Origin of the sequence: Pseudomonas sp. NPDC098740 (assembly GCF_044760065.1) — a bacterium.
In the GTDB taxonomy this organism is placed as follows: Bacteria; Pseudomonadota; Gammaproteobacteria; order Pseudomonadales; family Pseudomonadaceae; genus Aquipseudomonas; species Aquipseudomonas rossensis.
Genome location: NZ_JBIWAM010000030.1, coordinates 19731 through 44644, shown reverse-complemented (window position 1 = coordinate 44644; position 24914 = coordinate 19731). Strand labels below are relative to the sequence as shown.

The window sequence follows — 24914 nt, the reverse complement described above, 5'->3', positions numbered from 1 at the left end:
ATGATGTACGACACGCTGATCCGCAACGCCCTGATTATCGACGGCAGCAACGCGCCCGGTTATCCCGCCGACATGGCGATTCTGAACGGCCGCATCGAGCGTATCGGCGACTTGCACGATGCCAGCGCCACCGAAGAAGTTGACGCCGACGGCCGTGTGTTGGCGCCAGGTTTCATCGACGTGCACACCCACGACGACACCGTGGTGATCCGCCAGCCGCAGATGCTGCCCAAGCTCAGCCAGGGCGTGACCACGGTGATTGTCGGCAACTGCGGAATCAGCGCTTCGCCGGTGAGTTTGCGCGGCGATCCTCCCGACCCGATGAACCTGCTCGGCACCGCAGCAGCGTTCGTTTATCCGAGGTTCAGCGACTACCGCGCAGCCGTCGAAGCGGCGAACACCACGCTGAACGTGGCCGCACTGGTCGGTCACACGGCGCTGCGCAGCAATCACCTCGACGATCTGTTCCGCACTGCCACGCCCGATGAAATCACCGCGATGCGCGAGCAACTGCGTGAAAGTCTTGAGGCTGGTGCGTTGGGCCTGTCCACGGGGCTTGCCTATGCCAACGCGTTCTCGGCTTCCACCGATGAAGTGATGCAATTGACCGAAGAGCTGACCGCTTTCGGTGCGGTCTACACCACCCATTTGCGCAGCGAATTCGAGCCGGTGCTGGAGGCTATGGATGAGGCGTTCCAGATCGGTCGTCATGCGAAAACACCGGTGATCATTTCCCACCTCAAATGTGCCGGAGCCGGTAACTGGGGGCGTAGTCCGCAACTGTTGGCGTCCCTCGAACAGGCGGCGAAAACCCACCCGGTAGGCTGCGATTGTTATCCCTACGCGGCGAGTTCTTCGACGCTGGACCTCAAGCAAGTCACCGACGCTCATCGCATCACCATCACCTGGTCAACGCCGCACCCTGAAGTGGGTGGTCGCGACCTGATGGACATCGCCGCCGAGTGGGCCGTGCCGCTACTTGATGCCGCTCGACGCCTGCAACCGGCCGGCGCGGTGTATTACGGGATGGATGAGGCGGATGTACGAAGAATCCTCGCGCATCCGCTGTCGATGGTGGGCTCTGACGGATTGCCGGAAGACCCGTTTCCGCATCCACGTTTGTGGGGCGCTTTCCCACGGGTGCTCGGACACTTCAGTCGCGACGTGGGGCTGTTTCCGCTGCACACCGCGGTGCACAAGATGACCGGGTTGTCGGCGGCGCGATTTGGCTTGAAGGAACGTGGCGAAATCCGTGAAGGACATTGGGCGGATCTGGTGTTGTTCGATCCTGTGACGATTCGCGATGTGGCGGATTTCAATGATCCGCAACGAGCGGCGGAAGGTATCGATGGGGTTTGGGTCAACGGTGTCTTGAGTTACAGCGACGGGCAGGCGAACGGCAGAAGGGAAGGGCGGTTTCTGGCGCGGCAAGGGGACTTGCGTGATGGTTTCCAGTAAACATTCCGAGTGCTGTGTCACAGTGGTGGCACATTGAGACTAAAGAAAGCCATCGCCAAGCCGAAGCGCTGACATCTCGCCCAGCTACACTCTGGGCCTTATCAGTCTGGGAGCAACTCCATGAGCTTCGGCAAAACCACCCCGATCCTGCGGATTTTCGATGAAATCAAGGCCGTGGAGTTCTACGTCGACTTCCTGGGATTCAAGATCGATTGGCAGCATCGCTTCGAGCCGAATTTTCCGCTGTACCTGCAGGTTTCCCGAGGCGAATGCGTGCTGCATTTGTCAGAGCATCACGGCGACAGCTCGCCGGGCTCGGCGCTACGTATCGAGACGGACGAGCTGGAGGCGTTTCAGCAGCAACTGCTCGCCAAGGAATACAAGTTTTCGCACCCGCAGATCCAGGCCATGCCCTGGGGGAGCCAGGACATGACCATCAGTGATCCGTTCGGCAATCGGTTGGTGTTCACCAACGCGATTAGCGTATGAGGTTCATAACCTTTTGTATGGGTTAGGGTGCTGTTGCAGGTGAGTTATTGCATAGATGTCAGGAAGTAACGCGCTGGCATCCAGCCTGTTCCAATGGTTCGGGGGAACATTTGCGAAGTTGATGAAGCCATTATTTGTAACACCCCAAACGTCATTGGAGTGCTGTTGTGATGAAATTTGATTCCAGACCCAGCTGCTTACGCCGCTGGTGTTGAGATCATGTTGAATGTCTTGATCCAGAGGCCTGGGCAATGGTTGCAGTGGTCCGGTGTACAGAGGCGCGTGGGCGGCGACGTTGGCAACTGATATGTGAAATCTCGGGTCTTGGGGCATGGCCGCCGAGTTGTTGAATTGAATCAAGTTCGGGTGGTTGTAGCGGCTGGTCGAAAGTTTATCCGGGATCGGATAAGACACCCAGGGATCGACGACTACCGGATCCTGCACCGCCCTGTCACCGAGCAAGGTAAAGGTATGCCCGGGTATTTGCGCGATAAAGACAGGTGTTCCGAATCCGTGCAATGACGAGGCGGCCAAATGTGAGCTGACCGCTGCAAACTCATCGCACAGTCCGGCACTGGCTGCGACGGCATGTTCTGCCACCAGTTGGCTTGAAGCACCTGGGCCCAGGTTTGCTCTTAGATGCTCCGTCAGCATAGAAGACATCTCACCGCTGTTAAGTATGTCCCCTATCTGGTTGCCCGCTCCCGTGTTGAGCAGACTTCGCGTTGTCCAGTTAAGGTCGTAGGCCAGTTGATGCCTATGTGTATCTTGCATGTTTGCTGTGAACGTCAATCCGTTCGGGTTGTAATTGTTGTGATTGGCAAGCTGGTGAACACTTGGCGGTACAGGTCCAGTCGCGCCGGCACTGTAGGGTACGATTTCGTACTTCATCAGACCCAAGTAATCTTGATGAGAGACCGGGTTGTTGCCGACGAACCGATACATATTCAACCCATCCACGGCCCCCGCCGGGTCCGGGCTAATCCAGCGCTGCAACCACGGTGCGTAATAGCGACGGCCATAATAATAAAGGCCGCTGGCGTCGCGCTCTTTGCCTGAGTAGCGGATAGTTCTGTATTTCGCTTCGAGCTCGTTACGCGCGGCCCTCCACGCCGTACCACCAAAGGGGTAGTAGCTCTCCTCGCTGGTCAGTTCGCCGTCGGCGTTCAGCTCCAGGGTCGTTGAGCTCAAATGGTCGGTGAAGTTGTGACGCAAAGCGTCGTTAGCGATTTTTGGGGGGATGCCTCGGCTCCAATGGAGGCAGTGTACCGAACAGCCTCCAGCCTGAAGGGTGATGACCTCCAGTTCTTGAGCGTCGGTGACGCGGATTTCCAGCCCCGGCAGATAGCTCACGTCTCGAACAGTGGTGAGGGTGCGCACTTTTTTCGTCTGTCGTTTGCGGGCACGCTGACCGTTGCCGTCGTAAAGATAGGTTTCGGTGTCCGCGGCCTCAGCGTCGCGTTCGATCAGTATCACGCTTTGCAATTGGTTGCTCGCGTTCCATTGCAGGGGTTGACCTGTCTGCAGCCACTGCAAGTTGCCGTTGCTGTCGAAACCTTTTGCAAAGTCGGGTGGCGACTCGTCTGATTTCCATGGCAATGCGTGATTGCTGTCAGTGGCGATATGCATTTCGTGGGTGTAGTTGTTGCCTTCGCGGCGGTGCTGCAGTTTGACCAGATTGGCGCGATCATCGTAGGTGTAGTGCTCAGTGAAGTTGAGCAGTCGGCTTCGGTCTCCCGGCCTTGCCGACCAATCGGGAAGCCGGGCACCTTTGCTTGCTTCCTGCTCTTCACGACCCGAAGCCTTGATCAGTTGATAGAGGCTATCGTAGACATAGGTGCTGATCGGCTCGATACGTTGGTTGGCGTTGTATTGGATCGGTTTGGTGTGGTCGTGGATGCTCACTACATTGCCGACAGCATCATAGGCATAGCGGATTTTTTGCAGAACCCTGCCTCGCTCGCGCGAAATCGTGCGCTGAGTCGCGCGACCATTTTCGGGTGTGTAAACTGCCTCGCTGACGATTTTGCCGCTCATGGTTTGCGATTCGATCTGTCCTTGAACGTTGTATATAACCTCATCAAGGATCAGTTTTTGCTCGGCGCTGCCCTTGAGTTGCAACGTGACTTTTTTGAGCTGGCCGGCGACATCGAACCAGAAACGTTGCACATTTCCTTTTGCGTCTTTCTGCTCCAGGTTTTCGCCCGTTGGTGCGTACCGCCAGGTGGTGGTGTAAGCGCTATTGGCTTCAAGCAGCTTGTCGCGGTCATCGGGCGCTTGCGGCCAGCTCACGCCCTGATGTTCTTTCACAAATTCTCGCGTCTCTTCCAGCACTCGCCCTGTCAGGTCATACGCAGATACCAAACGCTTTCCTGCCTGATCATCATGGCGAATCAGGCGTCCACACTGGTTGTTTCGCGCATGGGCACTGGAGTTATCCGCGTAGGTAAAGCGCTGGATGGCCTGGCGGGGTTGGCCGCTGGGCTGTTCGTAAATCACTTGTGGACGTATCTGGTCGTCATACTCCGTTTGCCAACGGCTGCCGCGAGAGTCCCAGCTCTGCAGCGCTTGACCGGCTTCGCCACACAGCGTCAGCCGCCACCCTGCATCGATACTTGAGGTCTTTAACAGAACACCCGACAAGCTATTGACCTGCATGAGGTCTGGCGTATCTCTGTCATTGGCGTGCGAGCGTTGCTCGAGCACCTGTCCATTGATGTCATGCAAATGACGAGTGATGCGTGCCTGGGGCCGGGTGATGGATTCATTACATAAGTAGGTCACTTCGCGGACTTGAACACCACGACCGTCGACGACGTTCAACGTGGGCGTATGGCGATGAATAGACGTGCTCATTGAACACCTCCCTGAGTCACAGTATCTGGCTGGGTATCGTTTTCGTCCTCGGTCGTTGAATACCAGGGATGATAGGTATACCGACGCTCGTCGCCCTTGGCATTGATGACACGAAGCAGGCGGCCCATCGGATCGTAGAAGTGCTTGTCGCACAGCCCTGATTTGCGCAGGGCGTCATCCTTGACGTAGCGGTGGCGTCCGCTGAAATAGGGGCGATAAGTACGAATGACCAAGCCTTTGTTGTCGTATTCGATTCGTTCGCTGACACGCCATCGAAAGTTAACTTCACGCTCTTGCACTGTGTCGTTTTCAAGTTTCAACGTGCCGTCTTCATTGATGTCCAGGGCTTTACCCGGGTCCACTCGTTGTTTTTTTTGCAGTTGTCGGCCAAAGCCGTCCCAGCACACGGTGGTGATCCTTACCTGCTTTTCGCTATCTGAATAGAGCCTGTCTGCCTGCATCGTCACGCAGTGAACCGGTTCACGCTGCACGCTGGCCATCGCAGTTTGAAGCGTTTGCTCGTAGGGCGTTTTGGTGCTCAATCTGGCAAGGCGAGCACGGGTGCTTGCGCGTATGTGTCCGGTGGGCAGCAAATCACCTTTTTTTACGGCCTCTTCGTGCCAGATCTTGTTGTCCGCAATGTAGGGAACTCTGCCCATCCAACTCAGCGAGTCGTAGTAAAAAGTGCTCGCGATATCCTTGAGCGCAGCGCCAGGATCATTAATGGCGATGTCAGGACGGTCATCGGAGTTGCGCTGGTAAGTGTCCAAGGGTCTGAAGCCCGAACTGTCGTCCTCGTACCAGGTGAAGGCATGTACCTGTCCCAGAGCGCTGTACTGAGTTTCCTGTATGTTCGCGTTGGGGTCGATCAACCGTGTTGGCTGAAGTGTTCGATAGTCAATCCTGGACAGGTGAGTAGTGCATTGGTCGGGTAGTTTTATTGTTGCGGTCAAGCAGCAATAGGGATCTGAGGTGAGGGTTGTCAGGCCCTGTTTTTGGCTTTTCCTGACAGTCAATGGCCTGTAAAAACCTGCCGGATTATCGTATGTAATAAAACCGCGACGTGCGGACCACAGTTGATTCCGTTCATCCCAGCCTTTGTCAGTTGGTAAAGCGATGGGCATTTTTTGGTAGCCACTGCTTTGCAATTGCCCGGTCATATCAAAAGACGGCGTCGTTGCTTTAAGTCCGTTATAGGCAGCCAGGGCGACGTCATTGAATTCGGCGGTTTCCTGGAACGCAATTAAACCTTCAATGCTAGCCTCGCCTTCATCGTAATTGCTGTTTGCATCAGGTTTTCGGTAACGCTGTGCCGACAGACCTGTCATGACCTGCATGGTTTTCCAGGATTGCGAGGCGCTCAGTTCAAGCAACTGTTCATGGTCGATGGCTCCAGGCGATAACCCGTCGGTCAATGGCGCCTTCGGCAGCTTTAACGCATTGGTTCTCTGCAAAAAGGGCAAGCCCAGACGTTGTGCATCATCGGTAATGACATGAATGAATTGAGCCTTGGTTTCGCTCACGTAGTAATACTGTTGCTCCTCGTCATGGCTATCGTTCCACCATGTGTTCTGCCAGACATCTGTGTACGGCGAGGTGTCAGCAGGTGTTTTGCGCCGCGCGTAGCTGATCTCTACGCCGTGGGTGAGGTGACCATACTCGTCCCATTCAACGTTGATTGTGTGGCTACAGCGAGGATCTTCAGGGATGCGCTCATACTGATAGCGGATGGATTCCGCTACCAACGGCTGCACGATCGAGTAGGGTTGATAAATACCCATACTCTGGAGTTCAACAAGCCGATATCGATGATGCACAACCGAATAGGGGGGCTTTTGTTTTTCGTTTTCTTTGTCGAGGCCGAACGTTTCGACTCTTAATGTCCGCCCGCTCAGCGCTCGAGCGAACTCGCGCTTTCGGTTGTTCGTCATACCGTCCGCCATCGAGTTTTTGTCCAATGACAGGATTGTTTTTTTGAGCGCGATGGCTGCCTTGTCACTTTGGTCGTAATCAAGGTTGAGTGGGTCTATGACCTGGCCCGTATGGAACCAGGTCTTTGTCAGGATGGGTGGGTTATTCAGGCTGGCTTGTGCATCAAGGCCGGCCGTAGGGTTATCGGTTTGGATGAGCAGCCCGAAACCCCGGAACTCTCGCTCGACACTGTCGTACACACCACGACGATATTTGAAGTGTTGGGTCAGTTTATTACCGGTAATTTCATCGTTCTGGCTCTGATTCGTCACCAGAAACAGTGGAAATGGTAGATGAGAAATCACCGGTTTATTGTCTTCGAGCAACTGCTTCTTTTCATCCAGCCATTCCTGGGCAGAGCTGCGATAACTGACGCTGCAGGCAGCCCCCATGTTGTTGTTGCTGGTATCGAGCAAGTAAGGCTTGGTGTCGACAAAGTCGCAGCGCCAGTGACGGCGAGTATCCCCCGGCACGGTAAACACAAGACTTGAACAGCCAAGCCCCTGCAGATCGATTGCGCTGACCTTGCAGAATCGGTCATGGCGTAGCCCTTCAGGCCAGGGTAAATCCACGGCAGGCGCAAAACTGTTGCCGCCGCGGTTCATGAAAATCCTTGCGCAATCGGGTTGTAGATAAATCAGGTCTGCGGAACCCGAGCCATCCAGGTCGGCCAGCAGGATATGCGATGCATCGAAGTGCTCGTAGGAAAAGTCCAGAGAAGCCATTACGCGCCCCTTACCAAAGCGACCTTGACCCAAATTGGGCCAGCATTTCACTTCGTTGTGTCGAATACGAACCAAGTGTTGTTGACCGCTGCCCAAAAGATCGCTGAAAGCCACCAGCTCACCGGGTAAGTTGCCGGGCAGCGGTAAATCATCTTCTTCGCGACTTCGTGGCATTTCGGTGGCGGCGCCAAACTGGCCTGTTTCCTGATTGCAATACAGGCGCACGCTGCGGGGCCCGATCAATATCAGATCGTTACGGCCAGTCCCTATTACGTTCGCCAGCTGTCCTTGAGGATGAAAAAACTCGTTGGGAACCGCGTCAAAAGGTGTGAAGCCGGACCAATTTCCATTTGAATCCTGTGTGAAGAAACCGCATAGCTCAGGGTGAGCTACGATCCAGTCTGGACGACTGTCCCCATTCAGGTCGGCCAGATACTGTCGTGTGGGTTTTCGGTGGTCTGACATCGGGATCTGAGGCAGCTCGCTCCAAGGTGCATACGTCACGTGATCGCCACCTTTCTCATCGCGCACAGGCGAGCTGTATCGCCAACTTTTATCCGTTCGATGAAGAATACCGGGCAGTCCTTCTCCTCTTAGGTCAATGAGCTGGAATTGCTCTTGGTGATTGAGCTGGCTCAACGCCTCAAAGGGTTTAAAGGGGCGTCCCTCTGGCGTTAGCGTGAAACCGGTGTATGTAAATTCCAGAGGCGGCTGGTACATATCAGTGAATGTGGCGCCATAGGAGCGGGGCAATGCCGCACTCAGGCAGCTATAAGACAATGCGCAAGTCTGGTACGTGAGCAAGAGACGACGCACCAGTACCGGTTTGGCACCCATTGATGGTTCATTGGGGAAATGATGAAACATCAGGACTTGCCGGCACAGACGTCGAGTGCCCAATTCAAAGCCATACGCGAAGTGCGAAAACGGATCGCTGCGCAAGAGGCTTGGAGCCGTCACTTCATATGCAGGGGTGTCCTGCAGCCCAACACTGCGTTCGCCATAGTCGAAACACAGGTCGAAATGCCATTTTTTATCGGTAAGGCCATCAACGGAGCGCAGATACAACTGTGAATCGGCGTTGAAGTTGCCATAGCGCACGCGAGATAGATAACGTTGTGCCCGGTAATCGGCAGGGCCCTGATTTGCCGCTGTATCAACGCTGTATTCGTAAAGAATATGTTCGCCATGAGCATTCATGCTTTCTTCGAGCAGCCATTCTCCTACCCGTGAAGAGGTGTCGGGGTCCGCGCACCGTGCCGCCGTGGTTTTTCCGAACAGATGTTGACTGCCATCCGCGCTGCGTATCAACCAATAGCCCGCTTTGTCGGTCGCGCTGGACCAGTGCTCGATCAGGTCGAAAGTGCTCTCGACCCGCGGGCGATATCGCACGACAGCATGTTTCTCCTGCGTACCCCTATTGCTGCGCGTTACCTGCCTGGAGATCAGAACGCCGCTTGTCTTGTTTCGCTCAGGTAACCAGACCTCACCATCGGGGCCGTGAAACAAGTCGCTGTCGGTGTAAGTCGGCGCGCCCAGGTGAGTGCGCCGTTTGATTTTCCCCAGGGAAAGATTCCAGCCAAGGCCAAAGACGCCGTTGCCTTGAGAGCTGCTATAACGCAGCGCCAGTGCCGGTGCATACCCGCGCCCCGGCGTCACTGGTAAGGGGATTTCAAAGGAGGCGGCGCCACTGGTCCCGACGGCGCCCATCTCGTTACCGATGCTTTGAATGGCCCCCCCGCCCTTGGGCAGAGTCGCGGTGGTAATCGGGATGGAAGTCGCATTGATCATTGCGCACCTCCAGCAGCCCTGGCGGTGTACCGCACATGCACGATGATATCGGTCAGCGATTCGAGCATGGCTCTCTGAGCGCTGGGGTTGGGAAACGACAGCCTCCATTTTGAAATTGCACCGGTGTATTCAAAAGGAAGGTAGCGTTCGTCCTGAAAGTTCAGTGTGAACAGACCGTTGTCATCGATACCTGTCGAAAGAGCAATTTGTTGATTGGCCCGTTGAGTGCTCTTCGGCTGCTCGGCGGTGCTGCTCTCCCAAACCTCGGCGCTGACCTGGGTCAGGATGGCGCGGACGTCCTCATAAGGCCCCAAAATGGCAGGAAAGGAGATGCTGATGCTTTTTATGCGTCGTAGATAGTGACCGGGGTAATCATGGTCAAACAAGGGTTTGGTGAGTTCGAAATCACATGCGCCTTTGATGATGTCCGCCTTGAGTCCCGAAACGATCGGCCCAGCATCAGTTGAGTCATCCCATGGTTTGTTCAGGGTTTTGTTTGCAATCGTCTTGTTGTTCAGCTCGAGTATCGCATCTTCCTTTTTCTTGAGATGGCGCAACGACACGGTCTTGCGGATCTCCAGTTCGCGCTCACCACCGGCAAGGTAGGCATTCTTCATCTTCAGTAATCCCACTTTCATAGACTCACCAGGGCCCAGGCCGCGGTATGTACTGTTCCAGGTCTGCGGCTGAAAAAAAGAATGTGCCGATTCGTCGGCCATCTCGTAGCGCCAACACGATTCGGCAAGTCGGCCCAACGACAACGCTTCGTCATACACCTGCTGATGGAAGCTGGAGAGTTGGCCAATGAACCATTGATAAAGCTGCGAATTGGTAAAGCGCTTACTCAAGAACTCGTAGGACATTTTGGCTTGGGCGAGTGCTTTTTGGGTTTGTTGTAACTGCAACAAGGAAGCGGTTTCGCGTTCGGCTTCAACGCGCAGCAATGTGTCCAGATGCGCGATTTCAAGCCTTGCCTGATCACGCGCGAGTGTCCACTCTTGATGGCGACGCCGGTATTGCGCAGTACGTTCCAGGGTCTCCCCCGTACCATGAGCCACTGCCGCCAGGCTCTGAGCACCTGCCATGAACGCAAAGGGCATGCCTTCGATACGATGGCCCCCGTCCGCCAGGCCGAAGATATTGGGCAGGACCTTGACCCCTTGACCGATCGCTTGGGCCGCATAGCCAGAGACTTCTGCAAGGCGTCCCGTCAGGTGCAATGCGGCGGCCATTACTTCTTCCGGATTGACCACTTCATCGACCAATTGACTGTAGTGATTCAGACGGTCTTCGATAATGTTCCTGCTCGCCAGCAAGGCTTCCTTGTTTTTCTGGTCGACCTTCAATGCCTGGGTTTGAATCTGTACTGCGACGTTTGCCAGGTCCCATAGATGTTGCTGCTGAATTTCCTGATAACTGGATTGCTCGGTTCGCTCGATGAATGACAGCAACGTATTTGAAAACTGGATCACGGTGTCCACGGCATTCGTGGCTTGGGCGTGTATGACACTGAAGCGGTAAGGCGGGATGTCATTCCGCTGACGTTGGTAAACACCGGGCTCGGCAGCGCGTTGAGGATTAGTGCGCAGCAGATTTGCCGGCGCGGCGACTTGCGCAAAAAGAGGGAGTCTCAATGGCTTGCCGACGATATCGAGGTTGTGCCTGAGGTTGTGCAGGCGAGTTTCCAGCTTTTCCCAGCGAGCGATCAGCGTCGGGTTGAATGGCAGGCGCAAATGAGGGGTATCGATAGCGTGAACCGACGGTGCAAAAGCATAAGGTCGTACACACACTTGCGGAGCCATATGGGGGGTGTCTGCTGCAGGCTTGTGTTTGCCCTCTTTGCCCAGTTTGTTTTCGAAGTCGCGCAGTGACGAACTTTTCCCGTCGCTGAAAGTTTTCAGTTTGACGCGTGCCCAGACATCGGTTTGTTTGAGATCCGGGCGAGGGCCCAGCAAATCCAATGCGCGAATGTACCTCAGCTTAGCCTCTGTCAATCCGTCCGGCGTCAATGTGCGGTAAGCCGCATCACCACGATTGAGCAGGATATCGATGTAGAGCATGTACAAGGCTTTACGAAAATGTACCGGGTGGCTCAGGGCAATTTGATGAGGATCCTGAGGGCCCTGGATTGCATAGCTCAGTTGGCCGGGCGCTGGGGTTGAAGAGGCGTTGAGCAAGGGTACGGCGTTCCAGTAGTCAGGATTGCCACCCGCAATTTTTTTACGGCCCGGGTCGAACAGGTAGTGCAACCAGCGTTCGGCTTCGTTGTATTGAGATGACTGGTTGAAACGGTGGGCGATCAACCATGGCAAGTACACAAACAACTCCACGAAGTACCGCCCATAGGCACCGTAAAAATTCATTTTTTCCGTTTTACCGCCGCTTTCCAGCAACGGTTCTTCAAGATGCTGAGTCTCCCAGCTCAGCAATGTGTTCATGCTGGTCTCGGCACGATCGATCAAATGTCGGGTGAAAGTGATGTTCAGCCGAATCCCGGAGCGTTTGAGATGACCTTGAGTCTCTTTCTTCTTCCCGTCACTGAGTTCGATTGTTGACGATGAGAAGTCGACGTACTGTATGTTGCCTGATTGCTTGTCGAGGCGGTTTGCGATTATTGGAGGTTTAAAAATTCCAAGGCTTTTTTCATCAGGAAGTTTGTATTGCAGTGTTCGTGTAGAACCACCCAATTTCTCGGTAATCGATCGGATTTTCGTTTCAATGGGATCTTCGCCCTTTTCGGAAGGTTCTCCTGTGAGCGAACTGGAGGTGGTATTGAAGTCTTTGTCGATATCCACTGACATCCAGAAGAAATTGTTCGCTGTATTGTTATCTTGAGAAGGCTTGGCTTTAACGTACAGTGCGAGAAACAGATGCTTGTCGTTCTGCGTGGCAACGGTGTTAGTGTACTTGTTGATTTCGCTTAACGTCAGGGCATGCAAGAATTCCTTCGAAGCGTAAGCTTGCTGGCAAGTTTGTGGAGTACTCCAGCTGTCGTCATATTTTTTGTAACACAGGTTCAAACGAAATTGCGGGCTCGTGGGGTTTCGGCTGGGTTCTGCTGGACGGGGCTCTGACACTTGCCTGGCAGCATGAGTGTTGTCTTGAAAGATGCATTCGGCCCAGATGACGTATAGGCGATTGTTAAACATGACCGGGCGGATGGTTTGTTCAATCGTGTTTTCGTTGATGGGCAAATTGATACGGTGCCACTCTGACCACGCCTGGGGCTCGGGCGCATCGTACTTGGCCTGAGGGACGCCCGTATTGGGGCGCTTTGCCATATCCAGAGATCGCCAGTAATAGGTGTTCGCTGCGCGGGATTTGGCAATGAAGTAATAAATGCTGTTGGCGAAATCTGTCCCGTCTATATAGCCGTTGAGTGTATTTAAGTTGGCCACTTCCTCAAGTCTGCCCAGATAAGCCAGAACTGCCGTTTGTACAGACTCAGCGCTAAGTTGGTTTTGGTTGATGTCATTTTCCAGACTCTGGAAGCTTTCGGTTCTGGTTTGGCGAAGGGTCGGGTCCAGATAAACCGCCGGGAAATAATGAAGCTGCTGATTTGCCGCCCACGTGGGGTAGTGATGCATCACGGTACGCCAGGTTTCGATCTGGTCTGCCGGAATGTCCGCCGTGTGATAACCGGGTTCCATGTTGGCGAGAATACTGTTGATGTATTGCTGCAGGCTTGCAATGGCACAGGCTACCGGGGTAGTGGGCACGTCCTGACTGACCAGGACATCCAGCAACCAGTATTGGTACAGGTCGTTGGCGGTAAGTAAATGCTCTGCGATCCCAAGTTTCACCAAGGTCTCGTTTGTGGGCACAAATTCGTGCAGGTACAGGGCAAGCTGAGTATCACGCAGGGTTTCGTTAAGTTGCTTTTCAATGGTTGCGGACATGTTCATTCCTTGAGCATGTAATGGGATCAATGACTGGCGGCCATGACGGCTTCACCGACAGCCTTCCAGGCGCTGGCTGGACTGTTGTTGTTCAGGGCGGTAGCGCCGAGTAGTGATGCGACGGATAGCCCCGTGGCTGTGCAGGCGGTGAGGGAGCGCATGACCCAATCCAGGTCCTTCATCGTGCGCGCATGGTGATCTGGCAGCTTTGCGGTCAAGATGCTGATTTCAGCTTCTGACCCATTCAGCAGTTTGGCCAGAAAACCGTTCATGGTGGCCGAATTGGCAGAGTCTGAATTGGCGAGGCGCAGGTAACTCAGCAAGTCTTCTTCAGGATGGTGATAGGTGGTCATGCAATGATTGAAGCGATCCAGCCAATACAAGTTGCCCAGGGTCATTGCCAACCGCGTATTTGCAGGTTCCAACCAATCGGGATGGCTTAGGAACTGGCGAAGGGCGCTGTTGCTTAGATGCAGTTGAACGGCTGCTGCGGCGTGGCGCATAACGGGTGAAAGTGTCTGGGCAAGCGGGTTTGGTAGCGTGTTGTTTAGAGCGTCGGTCAAGATTGTGTGGGTCGACGTGTTTGCCCAATACAGCACTGCCTTTGCGCAATTCATCGGGAGCATGCAGATTTCTTGCAAAAGCTTTTCGATCAGGTGCAGTTGCCGCTCATGGGCAGTCAGCAGCAGGTCTTTGAGTTTTTTTTTGCAGCTGTCCTCAATTGCCTTGGCTAGCTTTAACGGATTGAGCATGCTTGCTAGCGCAGCGTCCAGTTTCAGTGGCACATCGTCTTCGATGGCGGGTGCGATATTTTTTACCAGGCCCTGGGCATCCAGCAGTCCAGCTGCCACCAGAGTGGGCAATTCGATTGATTTGGGAAGCGCCAGCTTTGCTATTTCTTCCGGTGTGACCGCGCACTTCACGGTGTCGCTCTTCAATTTTGTCAGGTACTGCTGCAAGCCCCGAAATGAATGATCATCGTCGCTTATGGGCGTCAGTAGATATCGCAATGTAGGGATGTTGTACACCGATTCGCTGAGCCACTTCGTGATCCAGTCCATTTGTAGAATTACATCGGTAATGTTGAGTTCATCGATTTCTTGACGGGTATCCGTCAGCGTCACATCGGTATAGTTACTCGTTTCAGGGAGGTCTTTCGAGCCTTGACTGCGTGGTAACAGCGCTACGATCGCCGACAGGTTTTCATTTTGTATAAATGCATCAAGAATGCTGCCTGGCAGCTCTATCAGGTACCCCTCCAGAGAGATCGACGTATTGGCTGCTACCGTCGGTAACTGTTCGATTGCAATGCTGGGGACAGCATCCTCATCGATATCTTCATCAGTCTCCGTTCTCGGCAACTGGATGAAAAGTGATCCCGCCATTTTGCTGTCGGCAAACTTCGAAGTACTGGTTGTCAGGGTTGATCCGGACATGAGTCGCGTGGTGACCTTGGAAGCCGTCTGGCCAGGCATGCGAAAACGTGCAATGAGCTCAAATGACTCGCCGGAATTACTGATATTTATCCGAATTGTCTGGATGTCCCGGACGTGTCCGATTGCCAGGCATTTAGAAGCGCTTTCACCCGCCATCAAACGTGCGAGCGCTGCGCAGTCAGCGACCGAAATTCCAAACATTTGGGCTATTCGCGCTTGTCGGTAAATTGATGACAGGGTGCGCAAGTCGCATTTCAGAGGGCCAAGGTGTCGCTGCGTATTCTTGACTATCAATAACAGCGAATCATCGGTCATGGGCTGACCAAGGCTCGCACTCAAATGCTGCAGGATGGTGTGAGAGGCAGAGGTCGCATCGTCGGTGGAGAATGTCCGACCATCGAGTGCCAGTGGCGTGTCGAACAATCGGGCGGGGTTGAATACGCGGTCGAACAAGGCCGGAGTATCACTATTGGTATCGGTTGATACCTGATAAAGCAAGGCTGCGAATTCTTCAGCGGTGATCGAGTACTGTCGGTTCAGGTAGCGATAAACACCCAAAGTACGCACGGTATGAGTATCTATCTGCATGAGCGCGTTGCGCGGAACTTGCGATTCAAAGGCGCTGATGATCAGTGCGTCCAATTCAGCAAAAGAAATGCCCGACCAACGTTGCAAGCGGATCATCCGTTGCAGGCGTATTAGTCGTTGCTCTGTCGCTTGGTCAATTGTTTTTTTGCCCGCTTCGTCAAGAATTGCCAAGTTGGAGCTGGTGGAAGGGCCGTTTATAAAAAGAGCACCATAGGGAGGGGGAGGTGTACCGTTCTCTGGGTAATTACTCGGATGGCGCGGAGCATGTTTGCCTAGTGAGAGCAGCGCTTCGATTTGCTGGGCATTCAATTCGGTACGCTTCATAAAACCAGTCATGTTGCTCAGGCTGGCGGGTTCGGATGTGCCATAGAGGTTTGTCCAATATTCATCTTTGCGCTTCTGTTGTTCTGCGGTGAGCGTTGTTCCGGTCTGCGGCTGCTCGTCCAGCGCAGGTTCGGTCAGTAGCGTTTGTTGTTGAGGGCTTAGGCCCGACAACAACTCTTGGGCTTCGGCGGGAGAAGATGAGAGCACTTGACCATATTGATTGTCGAAGTGCTCACTCATGGGCAGTCGAGTGCTGATGAGGTAGTTCAAGGCCCCCAGGGATGGTTTATGACCACTGAGGCCCAGCAGGCACTGATGGTGGGAAACGTTATAGGGCAACGCAAAGGGATAGCGTCTTTTTGCCAATACGCTGAATGTCGATATGCCCTTCTCGGAGGTGGTCTCCAGTGCCTTCTGAATACTTCTATCCAACAGCTCGTTAATAATCTTGAGCATGGGTTGCGGGTCGAACGTGCTGCTTTGATCTATCCATAAATCCGCGAGATCAGGGCGTCTGTTTTCCAATAGCAGTCGTTTGTCTTTATCCGTTGCAGGCGAACCGCTGGTTTCCAGTTGCGAGGCAAACAGGTACAGCGCCCTGAGGTAGGCAACTGGAGAATCAATGGCAGCGATCGAATCGACTTTGCAGGAGTCGTCCCAGTTTTCCTTGAATAAGTTGGTGTAGCTGGGGCCTTGCTTTTCGACAGCACGAATTCCTGGAGGATGCCAGTGGTGCTGCGCTTCGCCGGAAGACAGCTGTTGCTCTCTGTATAGGTGAGCGACCTGCGCAGAAAAACACTTGGCATTATCGTAAAGTTTTTTGACGTCGATAATTGATGGCGTTGCTTTTAGCTTTTCATCAATGGCCATGGCTGTTTCGACCTTTGCCTTGAAGTCAGCCTCGGTCAGCCGGGTGATATCGAAAACCGATGTGATCTGCAGCTTGTCCTTGAAAAGTTTTTGCACATCCGCATCGTTGCTTTTGGTGTTTTCCTTGATCAATGTCTGGAGTAGCGGGTAGTTGTCCATGACGATGAGACTCCTGGTAGGCGGAGCTCGACATTACTGCGTCATGACGGCAAGCACCGTCAGCCGTTCGTTTTATGAGTGAATGGAAAACTCGCTGCTTAGTCGGGGAAAAATCTCGACGAATCGTAGGCCGTTTTAATGCTGTGGTCTTGCCCGAGGCCAGCGCCATATTTGCGTGGGTTGGCCGGATGCCCCCGGCAGCATCAGGTTGCCGGGGTCCGGTTGCGTGAGGGATTACACCCGGAAGTGACTCACCATCATCTGCAACTGATTACCCAACCGCGCCAGTTCAACACTGGACGCAGCGGTTTCATCGCTGGCGGCGGCGGTCTGTTCGGACACGTCGCGCACGTTGATGATGCTGCGGCTGATCTCTTCGGCCACGGCGCTTTGCTGCTCGGCAGCGGCGGCGATCTGCTGGTTCATCGACTGGATGTTGGACACCGTGCGGGTGATGTTTTCCAGTGACACGCCAGCCTTGCGAGTCAGCGCGACGCTGCTGTCGGTCAGGGCGCGGCTGTTGTTCATTACCGCGGACACTTGTTGTGTGCCGTTCTGCAGACCGGCCACCAGGCCTTCGATTTCTTCGGTGGATTTCTGCGTGCGCTGAGCCAGGCCACGGACTTCGTCGGCAACCACGGCAAAACCACGACCGGCTTCACCGGCACGGGCGGCTTCGATGGCGGCGTTGAGCGCCAGCAGGTTGGTCTGTTCGGCCACGGCCTTGATCACGTCCATGACGCTGCCGATCTTGTCGCTTTCCTGTTGCAGCACGCTCATGGCTTCGGTGGAGCGCGCTACTTCGGTGGCCAGACGTTCGATCTGGGCGATGGCTTCGTTGACCACCTTGTCACCTTCGCGGGCTTCGCCATCAGCAGCGGCCGCCGCCTGGGAGGCTTCTTCGGCGTTGCGCGCGACTTCCTGCACGGTGGCAGTCATCTCGTGCATGGCGGTGGCCACTTGATCGGTTTCGATCTTCTGGCTGTTCACGCCAGCGCTGGTTTGCTCGGTCACGGCGGACAGTTCTTCAGCAGCGCTGGCGATCTGGGTGACGCCGTCGCGGATGCCGCTGATCAAGTCGCGCAGGGTCACGCCCATGCGAGCGATGCCTTGTTGCAACACACCGAGTTCGTCACGACGAGTCACTTTGACGTCCTGGGACAGGTCGCCGCTGGCGATGCGTTCAACCACGGCCAAGGTGTCGCGCAGCGGGCCGGTAATCTGACGGGTGATCATCACGGCAGCAATGATGCCCACCAGCAACGCCAGCAAGGTGCTGATCAGCTGCAGCGTGCGAGCCTGGGCGCTTTCGATGTCACGGCGGTCGAGCTGGATCTGATACAGCTGATCGCTCAGGGTCACGATGGCGGCGCCCTGGTCGGTCATTTCCTTGCGCGCCTGCACCGCATCGCTGTTCGCCGCTTTATACGCCTGCAAGGCGCTGCGGTAGTTGGTCAGTGCGGTTTCCAGCTGACGCAGGGCGTCTTGCTGAGTGTCGGCGAAATGCACATTGAGGGGTTTCAGGCTGGCGATCGCCACGTCCAGTTGGCCGACGGCTTTTTGCTCGGTCTCGGCGCTGGTGGTCGCGGTGTAGCCGCGCACTTCGTAGCGGGCGAGCAAGAAGGCTTCCTTGGCCGCCGTGATGGCCTGGAATTGTTCGAAGCGTTGGTCGCTCAGAGGCATTTGCTGCACGCGGGTGTTGATGGCGTTGATCAGCGTGTTGGCGGCGTCGGCATTGGCGCCCATGGTGTCGCGCGCGCTGTTACCGGTGCGGTACGCGCTGCGCATTTTGTTCAGGGACGTCTTGTAGGCGTCGATGACGGCGCCTTGCTCTTTGAGCAGCTTGAGGTTTTCCGGGCTCTTGAATTTCACCAGCAGCGCTTGTTGCTGAGCGGAGAACGCCTCGAGCGTGGTCTGGACGTTCTGTGCGGCGGTTTCGTCGCCGTTGGTCAGCATGTATTGCAGGCGAACCACACGCAGCTTGGTCAGGCCGGCATTGAGCTGGGTGATGTCGCTCATCCAGTTGCTGCGGTCAATCAATCCGCCCAGGCTCGTCCAGCCGGTCAGGGCGAGGACGCAGGTCAGTGCCAGGACCAGGCCGAACCCCAGGCCCAGCTTCATGTTCACGCTGATATTGCCGAACCAGCTATTCATCAAAAGTCCTCCAGGAACGTTGTGCTTCTTGATCGTCGGTTGGCTGGAAGATTGTTGTTTTTGGTCGCCAGCAAGGTGTGTTGCAGGTGTATATCGGCAGTAATTGCGAGAGCTGAATGGTTTTTGTAGGACAGATATGTAACAAGACCTTCGTGTGGTCTTAAGCTTTTTTTCACATGAGTTTCACCGGCTGCCGACGCCTGCCTCTCTAACCTCGCGGCATCGAATGACAGTGATGCGTGCCGGCGAGGCGGTTTGATGTGGAATTGAGACTGAGTCTGTTCGGGATAAAACGCTCGATTGATCTGAGCCGTTTTGCCCGCTATCGCAATGCGGCTGTCGTGCTCGCCTCGGCGCTGTTGGTGATTCCGCTGACAGTGTGGCTGTTGCATCCGGCCGCTGTACCGGACCTGGCCCACGGTAATGTGGCCGGCGCCCGGGCGTTGGCGGCCGGTTGGGCCAAGGGCGACGTGATCGTGCTGGTGCGTCACGTCGAACGCTGCGATCACTCCAGCGCCGCCTGCCTGAACGGTAACGATGGCATTACCGATCGCTCTCGCAGCGTCGCGGTGGGTGTTGGTGCGCAGTTCGAACAACTGGGGCTGAACAAGGCCGACATCTACAACAGCCCCGTCATCCGCACAGCGCAGACCGCTGGCTACATGTTCAACAAGGTCGGGGTCGGTGAGGACTGGTTGATCAATTGCAAGGGCACCATGCTGCGTGACGCTCTGGCGCACAAGGTGGCCGGGCGAAACCTGATTCTGGTGACCCACAGCGAATGCATGTCGCAACTGGAGAAAGACCTCAAGTTGCCGGCCTCTACCCTCGGTTACGGCGCGTCTTTGTTTATCTCGGCCGAAACGCCTCAGGCACCACGGATGCTCGGTTTCATCGAAGCCTCGGACTGGCGCTCGGTGACCACCGAATGAATTCACTTTCTGGATCGGGACACACAATGCTGACTTCTTCCCGCTACCGCTTTTACTGGGTGAACTTCGGCATTCCGCTGGCCTGTGCGGTCGTGGTTTTCCTGCTGTTCGACCTGACCAAAATCGACATCGCTTTCAATGATCTTTTTTATGACCCGGTCATGCAGACGTTTCCGCTGGATCATGTCCATCTGTTCGAAAAGATCACCCATAAATGGGCGCGGATCATCCCGAACTGGACCGGAGAGTTAGCGATCGTCGGCGCCTTGCTGTCGTTTCTCTGGCCGCGTCTGAAGGCCGAAAAGCATTCGAAACTCATCGAGTTTCTGGAAAAAATCAAAGTCGCGCCGGTGCTTCGGTTCGCCAGCAAGCACCGTCGGGACTTTCTCTATGTGGTGTTCGCGTTCTCTGTCAGCACCGGTGTGATCCACTACCTCAAGGGGCACACCAGCGTGTACTGCCCGATCGAAACGACCCAGTACGGCGGGAAAATCGAGCACAAGGAGTGGTATGAGAATTTTGATCTGCTGAAAGTCGCGGGCGATGGTCGCTGCTGGCCGGGCGGACATGCTTCGGGCGGTTTCACTATGCTGGCGCTGTACTTCGTGGCGCGCCGCTACCGCTGGCGCTATTCCAAAGCGGTGATGTATGGCTCGCTGTTGCTCGGTTTCGTCTACGGCACGACGCGGGTTCTGCAAGGCTGGCACTACATGTCCCACACCTTCTGGGCCGGAATCTTCGTATGGCTGGCGTGTTTGCTGACAGCGTTGGCGTTCTATGGGCGAGCGCGGCTGGAGCAACCGGTGTTCCAACAGGCTGCGCGACCCATCGCTGAGCCGCTCAGAAACTCATGAAGTTCGAACAAGGGAATGGGAAGCCCGAGCAGACGAAGTATTACGAGAGGCGTCTGGACCAGCGCTGTTCCGGTGCTTCAAAGCGATCATTGATCAACGCCGTCAACACATGATCCTGCCAGCGCCCGGCGATACTCAGGTAGGCCTTGGCGTAGCCCTCACGTTCAAATCCCAGACGCTCCAGCAGCCGCGCACTGCGTTCATTGCCAGGGATGTAATTGGCCATGATCCGGTGCAGCTTCTGCTCATCGAACATGTAGCCGATTCCCGCTTCCAGTGCTTCCTGCATCAAGCCCTGGCCCTGATGAGATTCGTCGATGTGGTAACCGAGATAGCAGGCCTGAAACGCCCCGCGAGTGATGCCGCTGAAGTTGCAGGCGCCGATCATCTGGCCGTTGTCCGGATCCAGCAACGCGAAATGCACCGCCAGACCGGCCTGGAAAGCGCTGGCTTGCACCTCAAGGCGTGGGCGGATGTTTTCAGGGCTGTGGTAATCGGCGGGGCGAATCGGCGACCACCGGGCGAGATGCCTCTGGTTGCGCCGGTAGAAGTCGCTTTCCAGCGCCGCCTGCTCAGGGTCTAGCACTGCCAGCGTCAAGCGTTTACAGGACAGGGACAGCAGCGGCATAGGGCGCTCCGGTTCGCGGGGATCGTCGCGCAAGCATTGCGTGGCCAGCGGAAAAACTCAAACCGCCAGCGGCAATGTCACGATAAAGGTGCTGCCTTTGCCGTCGCCATCGCTCATGCCGATCACTGTGCCGCCATGGGCTTCCACCAGTTCGCGAACCACCGTCAGGCCAATGCCAAGACCCGCACCGTTGAAGCCGGCGGCGTGAACATCCTGCACAAAGGGCTCAAAGATAAACGGCAGCGCCTTGGCGGAAATACCGATGCCGTTATCGCAAATGCTCATCTCCAGCACGTCGGCTTCAGCGGTCACCGACAGCGTGACATTGCCGTGCGCCGGTGTGTATTTGGCCGCGTTGCCCAGCAGGTTGCCGAGAATCTGCGTGAGGCGCACCGGGTCACCATTCACCGCCAACGCGCACTCGGGCAGTTCAGCGGTGAAGTGCAAATGGTGAGCAGCCATCACCGGGCTGCACACATCGATGGCCTGATGGATGATCTGCACCATATCCACGATTTGGCAATCGAGGCGCAACTTGCCGGTGCTGGCGCGGGAGACGTCGAGCAGATCGTCCACCAGCCGCGACATGTGCTGCACCTGGCCTTCGATCAGCGCCTGCATCCGCGGCAGTTCCTCACTGGGTACACGCACCAGCCGCCCGGCGATCATGCTGATGGGCGTCAGCGGGTTGCGCAGTTCGTGGGCCACCAGGGTGAGGATGTTGCGTTGTTGTTCCAGGGTGTGTTCGGCCGTGGCTTGCAGGTCTTGCGCGCTGAGGGCCGCGATCACCAATTGCGCGTTGGCTTCACGCATCTCCAGGAACAGTCGTTGTTCTTCCTGCGTGCGTTTTGGTGTTTCTGCATCGGACTGCGCCAGCAAAATCGCCAGCACCAACTGCTGATTGGCCTCGATCAGTTGCTCGACCTGCTGGCTATCGACCAGCCGGGTGTTGGCGTCGCTCAGCTCTTTTCGCAGCGCCGCCAGCACTGCCCGTGCCTCAACAGTTTTCTGGCCGAGCAGGAACAGTTCGCGAGCGGCGGTGGCCATCGCTTGCTCGTTCTTGCCATTGGCCTCACTCATGATTTTTGCTCATCCGTCGTCTTTGCTCAAACGCTGCCGGGTAGGCCGGCCACCGAGTAAGCCTTCCTGCTCTGGCAACATCTCGCCGATTTGCAGGCCGTTCTCGTCGATGTGGTACTGGCGCAACTCATCGGAATGGGCGCTGGCCCGCACCTTGACCACGGCCATGATGCGCAGTAAACGGCTCTGCACTTCAATGTAGCGCTGAACGATGATGGCGTCAGTGAGAAATGCCGTGCCGTAAGGGCTGAAACGTAGGTCGGTGTAGCGGTCTTCCAGCTCTGAGGTCATCAACACGCTGACCCCGACGCTCGTCAAAGCAGTGACCATGCGCGACAGCGACTCGCGGAAGTCTTCGCGGAAGGTCGGCGCCAGCGCCAGTTCGAAGCCCGACAACGAATCGATCACCACGCGGGTGGCTTTCAGTCGGCTGATCTCGCTGAGCAGCAACTGCACGATTTCGTCGATGGACAGGTCCGGGGCGCGGCTGTCCACCAGCCCGACCTGTCCGCTCTGGATCAGGCCCGCAAGGGTGGCGTTCTGGGAGTGATTAGGCCGTTGTTCAAACACCGCGATCACGCCGGTTTCACCATTTCTCGCGCCTTCGGCCAGGAAGGTGGACGCCAGAATGCTTTTGCCCGAGCCCGATGGCCCGGCCACCAGCAAGGAGTAACCACGAGGCAGGCCGCCGCCGAGCATCTCGTCGAGCTGCGGCACACCCATTTTCAGGCGTTTGATCGGGAACTCCAGCGGTGCTTCAACCGAGTTGTGCACAGCGGGTGCAAAGACCTTGATCCCCGACGTCGCGATACGGAAAGTATGCAGCCCTGGCAGCGTCGGCTGGCCGCGCATCTTCATGATTTCCATCTTGCGCACCATGGAGTTGCGCTGAACGCTCTGGCGCAGCCAGATCAGGCCATCGGCCACGGTGAAAATCGGGTTGGTGTCGGTTTCGGTGAAGTATTCGCCAATCAGGAAGGTCGTCGCCTGCCAGGTGGTCATCAACATGCCCAATTGCTGAACGAACTGCGGCAGGTTGTTGTTGGGGTTGTCCTGGGTCTGGCTCGCCAGCACCACCGAACGGAACGAGTCGACGAACACCAGTGACGGGGAGTGAGCCTCCACCTCGCTGACGATTCGCCGTAGCACTTCATCCAGATTCCCGGCCAGGGTGTCGTCAGCCAGGTTGACGTAGCGGATCGACTGGTTGATCGCTTCGCTGTCGAAAAAGTCGAATTGCTGCTGATAACGCAACATCTTCAGCGGCGGCTCGCCGAGGACGGTAAAAAACAGCGCCGGGCGCTCGGGCGTCGCCAGGGCGAACATCATCTGATGCGCCAGGGTGGTTTTGCCACAGCCAGGGGGACCTGCGATCAGGTTGAACGAAAACTCCGGCAATCCTCCGCCCAGCACCTCGTCCAGTCCTGGCACGCCGGTGGCCAGGCGGTTGATAGTCACTTTGGTGCTCATGGCGAATTTTCCTGCGAAGGGGTGTCGCTCAAAGAAGGTTCCCACACGCCACGAAGCAAACGTGCGGTGAGCGAGGGCCCGATCAGCGTGGTCAGCAGCTCGTAAAACGTGGTCAGCAACAGTTCACCGAAAAACAGCGCATCGGTTTCGCTTTGCTCAACGAGTACGGACTTGAGGGAAGTCAGATCCAGGGAGGCCTGCACACTCTCATAGGTGCCGGCCAGGCGCGGATGCCTGGAGGCGCACAGATGAAGGCTGCGGCGATAAAGCGCGACAACCCCTGGCTGGCCGATGATGGGCGTGAGGGCTGCGTCCATATCCTGCAATATTGATGCGATCGCTTGCGCGACTGTTGCAATGTCAGCGTTGGGGCCAACGCGGTGCACCAGAGAAGCTACGATCTGGCGGCTCTCTTCGCTTAGCGTGGACATAGCTAACTGATATCTGATGGACAGTGTTTGATGGTACACCCTATGGCAGTGCTGGGAGTGATTTGCGTCAGAGGATTGCGGCAGGGCCCGAAAACCTGACTCTTTCTAGTGCATGGCTCTATAAAGGCCCTCCGGTTAGCTGCACAAACAAGGAAACATCGCCTGTTTTGGCGAAAATGGAATCCGCTTTTACTTTAAGGATGATGCATGGAGCTTTCGTTACCCCTGCAATTGCACTCAATGAGCTTGAGGGCGCCCGACCCCAGCCTGTGTAAACCGCTTCAGGAGGCCCTGAATGCCAGTTATGTCGCCCACTTCGAGTTTCTGCCGTGGGCCAGGTCCCACACGTCCGAGGACGAAGCACGCGCGTTTTTGCTGCGGGCGGCTGATGATTTCAACAGCGAAACAGGCGAGCGGCGCCTGTTTATCGTGGCCGATGACGGGCAGGCGGTCATTGGCTGTATTGGGTTGAAACCCCGCCGACGCAATCGATATGTTGTGGGTTACTGGGCCAACACCGAGTACTCGGGGAAAGGTTACATGCGACGGGCGCTTGAGCTATTAGTCAAAAGTCTGCCCGGTTGTACGTTTTACCTGACGACATCCTCGGCCAATGGGGCGAGTCAGCAGATGGCTAAAGCCTCTGGGTTTGAGCTGATCAGAATGGCCCGGCAAGCGCGGCATTCGGAATGCCATGGCGTCCAGGACACGTATTTGTATCGTTTGAAGCTCCCGCAGGAAATAAAACAGCAGGCAAAAAAAAGCCCGCGGGAGGGCGGGCAAACCGTAGTTTCTTGAA

General features: G+C 55.9%; 14 protein-coding genes and 1 pseudogene. 5 read left to right on the top strand and 10 right to left on the bottom strand.

Translation table 11 applies throughout. The annotated features are described in order from the left end of the window. Both ACIQU2_RS25680 and ACIQU2_RS25675 read left to right on the top strand, forming a co-directional pair. Entirely contained in the window at positions 1-1458 is a 1458-nt protein-coding gene (locus tag ACIQU2_RS25680; protein ID WP_403144910.1) for an amidohydrolase family protein, read from the top strand. Positions 1459-1578: 120 nt separating this feature from the next. Further along, the gene (locus ACIQU2_RS25675) at positions 1579-1947 is read left to right on the top strand and encodes a glyoxalase superfamily protein (RefSeq protein WP_403144908.1); all 369 of its coding nucleotides are present in this window, start codon (positions 1579-1581) and stop codon (positions 1945-1947) included. A 3-nt stretch (positions 1948-1950) separates the two neighbouring features. Here the strand turns inward: ACIQU2_RS25675 and ACIQU2_RS25670 are convergent, their stop codons facing one another. The 6 genes and pseudogenes from ACIQU2_RS25670 to ACIQU2_RS25645 form a co-directional block, all read right to left on the bottom strand. After that, positions 1951-4803 (bottom strand): RHS repeat domain-containing protein, encoded by a 2853-nt coding sequence (locus ACIQU2_RS25670; RefSeq protein ID WP_403144907.1) that lies wholly within the window; start codon positions 4801-4803, stop codon positions 1951-1953. Continuing rightward, the gene (locus tag ACIQU2_RS25665) at positions 4800-9290 is read right to left on the bottom strand and encodes a SpvB/TcaC N-terminal domain-containing protein (protein WP_403144904.1); all 4491 of its coding nucleotides are present in this window, start codon (positions 9288-9290) and stop codon (positions 4800-4802) included. Before ACIQU2_RS25665 ends, ACIQU2_RS25670 begins: the two co-directional genes overlap by 4 nt. Further along, positions 9287-13189: a neuraminidase-like domain-containing protein gene (locus ACIQU2_RS25660; RefSeq protein ID WP_403144901.1), complete on the bottom strand. Its 3903-nt coding sequence runs from the start codon at positions 13187-13189 to the stop codon at positions 9287-9289. The genes ACIQU2_RS25665 and ACIQU2_RS25660 overlap by 4 nt, the downstream gene beginning before the upstream one ends. 26 nt (positions 13190-13215) lie before the next feature. Beyond that, on the bottom strand, positions 13216-16566 hold the full coding sequence (locus ACIQU2_RS25655) for a Tc toxin subunit A (RefSeq protein WP_403144898.1): 3351 nt from the start codon (positions 16564-16566) through the stop codon (positions 13216-13218). A gap of 234 nt (positions 16567-16800) precedes the next feature. After that, positions 16801-17514, bottom strand: coding sequence for a methyl-accepting chemotaxis protein (locus ACIQU2_RS25650; protein ID WP_403144941.1), 714 nt, complete (start codon positions 17512-17514; stop codon positions 16801-16803). Between the two features lie 144 nt (positions 17515-17658). Next, positions 17659-18687: pseudogene (locus ACIQU2_RS25645) on the bottom strand (methyl-accepting chemotaxis protein); the annotation flags it as partial. A gap of 293 nt (positions 18688-18980) precedes the next feature. Between ACIQU2_RS25645 and ACIQU2_RS25640 the strand changes: the two are divergent. After that, entirely contained in the window at positions 18981-19652 is a 672-nt protein-coding gene (locus tag ACIQU2_RS25640) for a histidine phosphatase family protein (protein WP_403144895.1), read from the top strand. Positions 19653-19678: 26 nt separating this feature from the next. Next, positions 19679-20506 (top strand): phosphatase PAP2 family protein, encoded by an 828-nt coding sequence (locus ACIQU2_RS25635; RefSeq protein ID WP_403144893.1) that lies wholly within the window; start codon positions 19679-19681, stop codon positions 20504-20506. Between the two features lie 40 nt (positions 20507-20546). Here ACIQU2_RS25635 and rimJ read toward each other — a convergent pair whose 3' ends face one another. Genes rimJ through ACIQU2_RS25615 form a run of 4 tightly spaced genes read right to left on the bottom strand, consistent with a single transcriptional unit; the run spans position 20547 to position 24115 of the window. Next, complete coding sequence (rimJ, locus tag ACIQU2_RS25630) at positions 20547-21134, bottom strand: ribosomal protein S5-alanine N-acetyltransferase (RefSeq protein WP_403144892.1); 588 nt, start codon at positions 21132-21134, stop codon at positions 20547-20549. Positions 21135-21191: 57 nt separating this feature from the next. Further along, a complete protein-coding gene (locus ACIQU2_RS25625) occupies positions 21192-22214 on the bottom strand; it encodes a sensor histidine kinase (RefSeq protein ID WP_403144889.1) in 1023 nt (340 codons plus the stop codon). Between the two features lie 9 nt (positions 22215-22223). After that, positions 22224-23684 (bottom strand): RAD55 family ATPase, encoded by a 1461-nt coding sequence (locus ACIQU2_RS25620; RefSeq protein WP_403144887.1) that lies wholly within the window; start codon positions 23682-23684, stop codon positions 22224-22226. Then, positions 23681-24115: a hypothetical protein gene (locus ACIQU2_RS25615; protein WP_403144885.1), complete on the bottom strand. Its 435-nt coding sequence runs from the start codon at positions 24113-24115 to the stop codon at positions 23681-23683. The genes ACIQU2_RS25620 and ACIQU2_RS25615 overlap by 4 nt, the downstream gene beginning before the upstream one ends. Positions 24116-24322: 207 nt before the next feature. Between ACIQU2_RS25615 and ACIQU2_RS25610 the strand changes: the two genes are divergently transcribed. Next, positions 24323-24913, top strand: coding sequence for a GNAT family N-acetyltransferase (locus tag ACIQU2_RS25610; protein WP_403144883.1), 591 nt, complete (start codon positions 24323-24325; stop codon positions 24911-24913). Position 24914: the final 1 nt, after the last annotated feature.